The sequence below is a fragment of the Actinomycetota bacterium genome (genome assembly GCA_023488435.1).
Classification (GTDB): domain Bacteria; phylum Actinomycetota; class Coriobacteriia; order Anaerosomatales; family UBA912; genus UBA912.
In genome coordinates, this window is sequence record JAMDCK010000041.1 from 1 (window position 1) to 8,995 (window position 8,995).

6 protein-coding genes are annotated in these 8,995 nt (G+C 63.1%); all 6 read left to right on the forward strand.

All coding sequences use genetic code 11. The features are described 5' to 3' along the window. The first annotated feature begins 145 nt into the window (after positions 1-145). The 6 genes from M1617_06345 (at position 146) to M1617_06370 (ending at position 8,809) form a co-directional block, all read left to right on the forward strand. The gene (locus M1617_06345) at positions 146-874 is read left to right on the forward strand and encodes a hypothetical protein (protein MCL5887890.1); all 729 of its coding nucleotides are present in this window, start codon (positions 146-148) and stop codon (positions 872-874) included. Between the two features lie 155 nt (positions 875-1,029). Next, positions 1,030-1,548, forward strand: a complete 519-nt coding sequence (locus tag M1617_06350) for a hypothetical protein (protein ID MCL5887891.1) — start codon at positions 1,030-1,032, stop codon at positions 1,546-1,548. 347 nt (positions 1,549-1,895) lie between these two features. Next, positions 1,896-3,353: a type I restriction-modification system subunit M gene (locus tag M1617_06355; GenBank protein MCL5887892.1), complete on the forward strand. Its 1,458-nt coding sequence runs from the start codon at positions 1,896-1,898 to the stop codon at positions 3,351-3,353. Continuing rightward, positions 3,343-4,602 (forward strand): restriction endonuclease subunit S, encoded by a 1,260-nt coding sequence (locus tag M1617_06360; protein MCL5887893.1) that lies wholly within the window; start codon positions 3,343-3,345, stop codon positions 4,600-4,602. Before M1617_06355 ends, M1617_06360 begins: the two co-directional genes overlap by 11 nt. After that, the gene (locus tag M1617_06365) at positions 4,602-7,745 is read left to right on the forward strand and encodes a type I restriction endonuclease subunit R (protein ID MCL5887894.1); all 3,144 of its coding nucleotides are present in this window, start codon (positions 4,602-4,604) and stop codon (positions 7,743-7,745) included. Before M1617_06360 ends, M1617_06365 begins: the two co-directional genes overlap by 1 nt. 38 nt (positions 7,746-7,783) lie before the next feature. Continuing rightward, on the forward strand, positions 7,784-8,809 hold the full coding sequence (locus M1617_06370; GenBank protein MCL5887895.1) for an ATP-binding protein: 1,026 nt from the start codon (positions 7,784-7,786) through the stop codon (positions 8,807-8,809). The last annotated feature ends 186 nt before the right edge of the window (positions 8,810-8,995 follow it).

Sequence of the window (8,995 nt, forward strand, 5' to 3'; positions counted from 1 at the left end):
GTCTGTCGAACAAGCGCATCGAGCCGACGGCGCAAGCGCCGTATGATGCGACTGGCGCATCACGAAAGCACGCGGGAGGCGCATCATCGCAAGTCGTTGGCCGCGGCTCATGCGCAGAGACGTTAGGTGGGGCCAAGGAGGCGGAATGCCCGACGCAATCAATGCACCGTGGTTCAATGCGCAGCATCTGCCGGCAGTGCCCACGCCAGCGTACGTCGCATGGCTCGATGTGATGGGGGCGAAGGGCGCCATGCTCCGATCATTGCCGGTGGCGGCCAACTTCGTCTTCAAGCTGCACGTTACTGCTCTCGAGGATTCGACGAACTACCCCGGACTCCGACTCTACCCCGTGATGGACGGCGTCTACGTTGTGACTGAGTCTCGCAGCCAGATGCGCGACTTCCTCGCGGGAGCGTTCAGACGCCTTGCCCACTGTCACGCCTCTGAGCCCCAGCAGGAGCATCGCTTCTTGGTCAAGTGCGCGGTTGCGTACGGACCCGTGATTCACGGTTCTGATGTTTCCGCTGCTGCAAGTGCCGTATTCCAACAGTCACCACAGAACGCAGCCTACAAGGACTCGATATTGATCGGTATGCCGGTGGTGTTCGCTGCACAATCGGAGCGCCAGGCACCGCCATTCGGGGTCTTCGTGCATGAGTCGGCCGCGGAATACCTCACGCCTGCAGAGAGGAAGCGCTCGCACATTTGGTGGGAGTGGTACGTTCCTGGCACATCTCCGGAGGCCCAAGCGCTCAAGACCCAACTGCCAACCTACTTTGACTGGTGCGAGCAGAGGGCTGGCCTATTGGACTATGACCTCTCGCGAATCCGCGCTCATCGCCTTGCCGCTGCCCAGTACCTGGATGATGCCTAGACGTGTCGTGTCCGGCTTGCAGCGCTCAAGTCCATGCTCTACGCTGATGGAGAGGGCACCCGTGAAATAGTTTCACACAACCCCTTGACTGTGATGTGACTTCACAGCTATACTGCGGCGTGAAGTCGGTTCACGGCAGTGAGGGGGTGGTCCCCATGAGTACCGCAGCGTGTGTTCGAGACCATCGTACGGCCGCTTGGGTCCCGGAGGGTCGGAAGCTCCATCTGGTGGACGTCGAGAACCTGTGCGGTGGGTCGCATGTGTCCGATGAATCTGTTGCGACTGCGATGTGCGAATACGTCGAGGCTACGGCACCCAGTCGCAATGATCACGTGATCGTGGCTTGCAGCCCCCAACTGGCGATTCCGTCGCACACCGCTGCTCCTGATGCGAGGATCCTCGTCGGCCGCGGGTTCGACGGCGCGGACCTGGCCCTCGTCGATGCAGTCACCGTCACGGACGTCACGCGCCGTTTCGACGGAGTCGTTATCGGCTCGGGTGACCACATCTTCACCGGCATCGCCGCTTCGTTGCGCCTTGCGGGCGTGCCTGTCACTGTCGTTTCGAGGGAGTCATCGCTGTCGGCGAGTCTTGCTCGCGTTGCAGCGACGGTCATTCGTATACCGGACCTGCCTGAGCCGATCGGCGAGGCAGCATTGAGGAGGGTCGCATAGTGAGCACCACGGACCGAGTGAACCAGGACGGCACCGCCCCGCTTGCCGCCAGCGTCAAGACGGTCACCCTCCAAGAGGTCGCGGACATGGCAGGTGTCGGTCTCTCCGCCGTCTCGAACTGGCGGGACCGCTATCCGGTCAAGGATTCCAAGACTGGCGAAAGGCTTCCCGACGCATTCCCCTCACCGGTCTCGCCACCAGATGCGGCAATCGCGCTCTTCGACTCGGCCGAGATCGAGGCGTGGCTGGCCGCTCGCGGCAAGAAGTACAAACCGGTGCAGCAGCTGCGCGCCGTGCTTCCCATCGAGGCGCAGCTATGGAAGGCCGCCGACGCACTCCGCGGCAGCATGGATGCTGCCGAGTACAAGCACGTCGTGCTCGGTCTGCTGTTTCTCAAGTACATCTCCGATGCCTTTGAGGAGCAGCGCGCGAAGCTCGAGGCTGATCCGCTTGCTGACCCGGAAGACCCGGACGAGTACCGCGCAGCGAACGTCTTCTGGGTTCCCAAGGATGCGCGCTGGTCTGTGCTGCAGGACGCGGCGAAGCAGGCGACGATCGGTCAGGTCGTTGACGAGGCGATGCTGGCCATCGAGCGTGATAACAAGTCCCTGCGAGGCGTTCTGCCACGTGATTACGCGCGTCCCGGCCTCGACAAGTCGCGACTCGGACAGCTCGTCGACATGGTCAGCAACATCACTGTCGGCGACCGAGCGAGTCGCAGTCAGGACGTCCTCGGGCGTACGTACGAGTACTTCCTCTCGCAGTTCGCGTCCGCCGAAGGCAAGAAGGGCGGCGAGTTCTACACGCCGCAGTGCGTCGTGCGCCTGCTCGTCGAGATGCTCGCGCCGTACAAGGGTCGTGTCTATGACCCTTGCTGCGGCTCGGGGGGCATGTTCGTGCAGTCGGAGAAGTTCATCGAAGAGCACGGCGGTCGCGTCGGCGATATCAGCGTCTACGGCCAGGAGTCGAACTACACGACATGGCGCCTCGCGAAGATGAACCTCGCGATTCGCGGGATCGAGGCTAACATCGCGCACGGGGACACCTTCCACGCGGACGGGCACCCGGACCTCAAAGCCGACTATGTGCTGGCCAATCCTCCATTCAACGACTCTGACTGGAATGGCGAGCTTCTCAAGGATGATCGCCGCTGGCAGTACGGGGTGCCTCCGAAGGGCAATGCCAACTTCGCCTGGGTGCAGCACTTCATCTCTCACCTGGCGCCCACCGGCACGGCCGGATTCGTTCTCTCCAACGGCTCAATGTCCTCGTCGCAGTCAGGCGAGGGTGAGATACGCCGCAACATCGTCGAGGGCGACCTTGTGGACTGCATGGTGGCGCTGCCGGGACAGCTCTTCTACTCGACGCAGATCCCGGTGTGCCTGTGGTTCCTCGCGCGCGACAAGCACAACAACCGTCTGCGCGACCGGAGAGGAGAGGTGCTCTTCATCGATGCGCGCGACGTGGGCACGATGGTCGACCGCACTCATCGCGAGCTGACCGCCGAGGACATCGCGCAGATCGCCAGTACGTATCATGCGTGGCGCGGGGACCCCGGCGCAGACGCCGAGTACGCCGACGTACCCGGCTTCAGCAAGTCGGTCACCCTCGCGGAGATCCGGGAGCACGGACACGTGCTCACTCCTGGGCGCTATGTGGGGGCGCCTGAGATCGAGGAGGACGGCGAGCCCCTCGACGACAAGATGCAGCGGCTGACCGCGCAACTCGCAGAACAGATGAGCGAGGCTGCGCGTCTGGATGCCGCCATCCGGGCGAACCTGGAGAGGATCGGCTATGGACTCTAGGTGGCAGTCAGTCGCGATCGGTGAAGTCGCTGAAGTGGCAGGCGGTAGCACGCCGTCGACCAAGGTCGCCGAGTACTGGGACGGCGTCGTTCCGTGGCTGACGCCTCGCGACCTGTCTGGTGATCACCCTCGCTACGTTGAGCGAGGCGAGCGCAACATCTCAGAACACGGCCTACGGAACTCCTCGGCGCGGCTGGTGCCGGCGGGCACGGTGTTGCTCTCAACGAGGGCGCCGGTCGGCTACGTCGCGATTGCCAGAAGGGCCGTGTCTACCAATCAGGGCTTTCGGAGCCTGATTCCCGGCCCTCGGGTTGACTCCGAATACCTCTACTACTGGCTCTCGGCGAACACCGCAGAACTCGAGCGTCACGCGACTGGTACAACGTTCCGTGAGTTGTCCGGTTCAGCGCTCAAGAACATCCGGGTGACACTCCCGGTCATTGATGAGCAGAAATCCATCGCAGGCATACTCGCGGCATTGGACGACAAAATCGAGCTGAACCGGCGGATGGCGGAGACGCTCGACGGCATCGCGCAAACGCTGTTCCGGAAGTGGTTTGTCGAGCCGGCGGGGCGCGCATGGCCGTCCGGCGGCGAAGGGCTGCCGGAGGGCTGGAAGGTCGAGCGGTTGGGCGAGCACGTCGATGCCGTTCGCGGCCTGAGCTACTCGGGTGCAGGACTCACGGACGACGGCGGCGGACTGCCGATGCACAACCTCAACTCGGTCTACGAGGGCGGCGGCTACAAGCGGGATGGTCTCAAGAGGTACACGGGCGATTACAAGGAGCGCCATACACTTCGTACCGGCGACCTAGTCGTGACCAACACGGAGCAGGGATTTGGATTCTTGCTCATTGGCTACCCCGCCCTGGTTCCGCGGTGCTTCGGCGAAACCGGCCTGTTCAGCCATCACCTCTATCGCGTGCGCCCGCGGCCACGCTCGCCCCTGACCACTGCCTACCTCTACTGGCTGTTGCGGGACGCCCGGATGCACCGTGTGCTTGCGGGCTTCACCAACGGCACCACGGTCAACATGCTGCCGCTCGACGGCCTGGAAGCGCCCAAGGTCGTTGTGCCGCCGGCATCCCTCGTCGAGGAGTTCACCAAAGCGGTCGCTCCGATGCAGGAACTCCGTGAGTGCCTCGAGTCCGAGAACGACACGCTGCGCGAGATTCGCGACACCCTACTGCCGCCGCTGCTCGACGGCCGCATCGAAGTGCCAACCTCGACAGACGGGGAGGCGTCCTGATGGACGGGTCATGGCTGTACGAGTCCGATGTGGAGGAGGCCGCGCTCCACTACTTCCAGGACCTCGGCTGGCAGGTCATCAACGGCCCGGCCATCGCACCTGACGGGGAGGCTCCGGAGCGCGCCGACTACTCGGCGGTGCTTCTCGTCGAGCGTCTGCGGCGAGCCGTGGCGACGCTGAACCCGGACCTCGGGTCCGAGGCGATCGATGAAGTGGTGCGCAAGGTGCACGGCAGCACTGGGCCATCACTCTCCGCCGTCAATCGCGAGATCCATCGCATGGTCGTCGACGGGGTTCCGGTCGAGGTCCGCCGCGCGGATGGTTCGACCGGCTACGTGCAGGCACGGCTCATCGACTTCGATGACGTGGAGGCCAATGACTGTCTCGTCGCCAACCAGTACAGCGTCAAGGATGGCGACCACGTCCGCAGGCCTGACGTCGTCGTCTTTGTGAACGGCATCCCGCTTGCGGTGTTTGAGTTGAAGAACGCCGCGGACCCGCAAGCCGACATCAACCAGGCGTTCCGCCAGCTGCAGACGTACAAGTCTCAGATCCCCTCGCTGATGCGTTTCTCGGAGATCCTCGTCGTCTCGGACGGACTCGTGGCTCAGGCGGGCACCATCACGTCGGGTGCGGAACGTTTCATGCCGTGGAAGACTATCGAAGGCGAGACGCTCGCGCCCGAATGGATGCCACAGCTCGAAGTGCTCGTGCGCGGAATGTTCGACAAGCGCCGCTTCCTCGACCTGGTGCGGCACTTCATCGTCTTCGAGGACGGGGGGGCCTCAGGTATCGCGAAGAAGATCGCCGGCTACCACCAGTTCCACGCGGTCAACCGTGCGGTTGAGCAGACGCTGCGCGCGAGCGCGGCAAGTGACACCGCGCTGCGCGCTGCGGAAGAGGGTTCTGGAGGGGGCGGCGGCGCCCTCGGCGACCATCGCATCGGGGTGGTGTGGCACACCCAGGGAAGCGGCAAGTCGCTCACGATGGCGTTCTACTCGGGTCGCGTGGTCTCAGAACCGCTCATGCGCAATCCGACCATCGTCGTGATCACCGACCGGAACGACCTGGACGACCAGCTGTTCTCCACCTTCTCTCGGTGTCGCGAGCTCCTGAGGCAGCCCCCCGAACAGGCTCAGGATCGTCAGGACCTGCGCGCGAAGCTCACGCGCGAGGCGGGCGGCGTCGTGTTCACGACAGTGCACAAGTTCTTCCCGGATGAACGCGGCGGCGACCATCCGCTTCTCTCGGACCGCTCGAACATCGTCGTGATCGCCGATGAGGCACACCGCAGCCAGTACGACTTCATCGACGGGTTCGCCAAGCACATGCGAGAAGCGCTTCCGAACGCGTCGTTCATCGGGTTCACGGGAACGCCGATCGAGTCGACCGACAAGAACACGCAGGCTGTCTTCGGCGACTACATCTCGGTCTACGACATCCAGCGTGCAGTTGATGACAAGGCGACCGTCCCGATCTTCTATGAGGGCCGTCTCGCGAAGCTGGAGCTCGATGAGGGCATGCGGCCGCACCTTGACGCTGACTTCGAGGAAGTCACCGAGGGCGAAGAGGTCGAGAAGCGCGAGCGACTGAAGTCCAAGTGGGCGCAACTTGAGGCGATCGTAGGCACCAAGACGCGCCTTACGGCCATCGCGGCGGATCTGGTTGGCCACTTCGAGAGCCGGCTTGAGGTCATGGACGGCAAGGCGATGGTGGTGGTGATGAGCCGGCGCATCGCGGTCGAGCTCTACGACGAGATCGTCAAGCTGCGTCCTGAGTGGCACTCGGAAGACGATGCTCAGGGCTCCCTCAAGGTAGTCATGACAGGCTCGGCATCCGACCCTCTCGAATGGCAGGGGCACATCCGGAACAAGGCCCGGCGCGAGGCTCTGGCGAACCGCTTCAAGGATCCGGCGGACCCGTTCAAGATTGCGATTGTGCGCGACATGTGGCTCACCGGCTTCGACGCGCCGTCGCTGCACACGATGTACGTCGACAAGCCCATGAAGGGCCACGGCCTCATGCAGGCTATCGCCCGGGTGAACCGTGTGTTCAAGGACAAGCCGGGCGGGCTGGTGGTCGACTACCTCGGTCTGGCGGACGAGCTGAAGCGAGCGCTCGCCGACTACACCGACAGCGGCGGCCGCGGCACCACCACGCTCGACCAGAGCGAGGCCGTTGCGATCATGCTGGAGAAGCATGAGGTCGCGTGCGGGATCATGCACCCGTTCGACTGGAGCGACTGGAAGACCGCTGCTTCTCACGAGAAGCTGACCCTCATCAATCGGGCGGCACTCGAACAGGTGCTGAGCCAGCCTGACGGGAAGCAGCGATTCTTGCAGGTCGAGGCGGAGCTGTCGCGAGCCTTCGCGCTCGCTGTGCCCTCGCCGGAGGCGCTCGGAATACGTGATGACGTGGCGTTCTTCCAGGCGATCGCCGCTGCGCTACGCAAAGGCGACGGCCCCATGCCTGGGGCAGGCGGTGACGTAGAGGGTGCGATTCGGCAGCTCGTCTCGCGCGCGGTCGTCTCGGATGGAATCATTGACATCTTCGCTGCGGCGGGTTTGGAGAAGCCCGACATTTCGGTGCTCTCTGACGAGTTCCTCGAGGAGGTCAAGCATCTGCCGCAGAAGAACCTCGCGGTCGAGACGCTGCGCCGGCTGCTGAACGATGAGATTCGTGTGCGATTCAAGAAGAATGTCGTGCAGGCGCGCTCATTCGCGGACTTGCTCGATGCCTCGATCCGCAAGTACCAGAACCGGGCGATCGAGGCGGCGCAGGTAATCGAGGAGCTCATCGAACTCGCGAAGCAGATGCAGGAGGCGCAGCGCCGGGGCGAGGAACTCGGTCTGAGTGACGACGAGGTCGCCTTCTACGACGCGCTGGCGGCCAATGAGAGCGCTGTTTCAATCATGGGTGATGGCAAGCTCAAGATGCTCGCGGCGGAGCTCGTCCGCGAGGTCCGGGGCAAGGCGAAGATCGACTGGACCATCAAGGAGACCGTGCGCGCGGAGATGCGTGTGACCGTGAAGCGGCTGCTCCGCAAGTACGGCTACCCGCCGGACATGCAGAAGGCCGCGACCGACACGGTGATCGAGCAGGCCGAGCTGCTGTCGGCGGGGTGGGTGGAAATCGAGTTCTGATGTGGGCGGCCACTGGGCTGATGGAGGTGCAGTAGGGCTTGATCGATGAGAGCTACATCCGCGAGCTTCTGCGCACGCGGCAGGGGCGGCTGTACCATAGGGAAGGTCAGGAGCTCGAGTTCAAAGAGCAGTTCAACCTCGCCGGGTTGGCAGACTACTTCCGAGACTTCGCAGCTTTCGCGAACAACCGCGGGGGCTACCTCATCTTCGGTGTGAAGGACAAGCCACGCGAACTCGGCGGCCTATCTAGGACTTCGCGCGCCCAGTTCGAGAAAATCGATCCCGAGCGCATCAGCGGCTATCTGCTTGACATCTTCTCCTCCGAGATTGTGTGGGAGCAGGCATCAATCGAGTATCGAGGCAAGACCTTTGGTGTCTTCCGCGTTCATGAGTCCAAGTGCAAGCCGGTGATTGCGCGGAAGGACGAGGGCAAGGACCAGATCATCAAGAACGGCGAGGTTTACTACCGCTACGGCGGTAGGACTCAGCGCATCCAGTCTGCAGAGCTGGAGCTGATCATCAATCAGCGCATCGACCAGAACAATCGACACTGGCTAGATCTGATGGAGAAGATCGGCCGCGCCGGTCCTCAGAATGCGGCGATTCTCGACACAGAGAATGGGCTGATCGAGAAGGGCGCTTCGCAGATTCTGGTCGTAGATCAGGACCTGGCGAGCAAGTTGAGCTTCGTGCGCGAGGGCGAGTTCCAGGAGCGAACGGGTGCTCCGACGTTGAAGCTGGTTGGTGACGTCGTTCCCGTGGAATCGGTGGAGGTCGTCAAGCATGTGAAGCAGAACCTGACGAAGGAGTATCCGTACTCAGCCACCGAGCTCGCTGCAGCAGTGTGCGCCGGATGCCCCAAGGCAACGCAGCACGACGTGTGGCGCGCGATCGGCGACAACGACTTGAAGAACAACACCCGCTATTCCGCGTACAACTTCCGGAACAAGAGCCAAGAGGATCGCTTTCGCGATACAGGGCATATCCCAGCGGCGACGCCAAGCATCTACAATCAGCATGCGGTGGACTTCCTGGTCAAGGTAATCGGGGACAGCAAGGCGTAGGTGGCCCACCTAACCCGCGGATCAACCCGACTCGCTTCGCTCGCGGGTTATCCGCAAGAACGTTAGGCACACAGGAAGGGTATCGATGCAGCGGATCGGGATCATCGGCATCACGCTGCTGGGGTTGTCCGTGGTGATGTGGTCGCTGTCGGGCTTCTTTTGGGCGTGACCTTCTCGATATCCCAG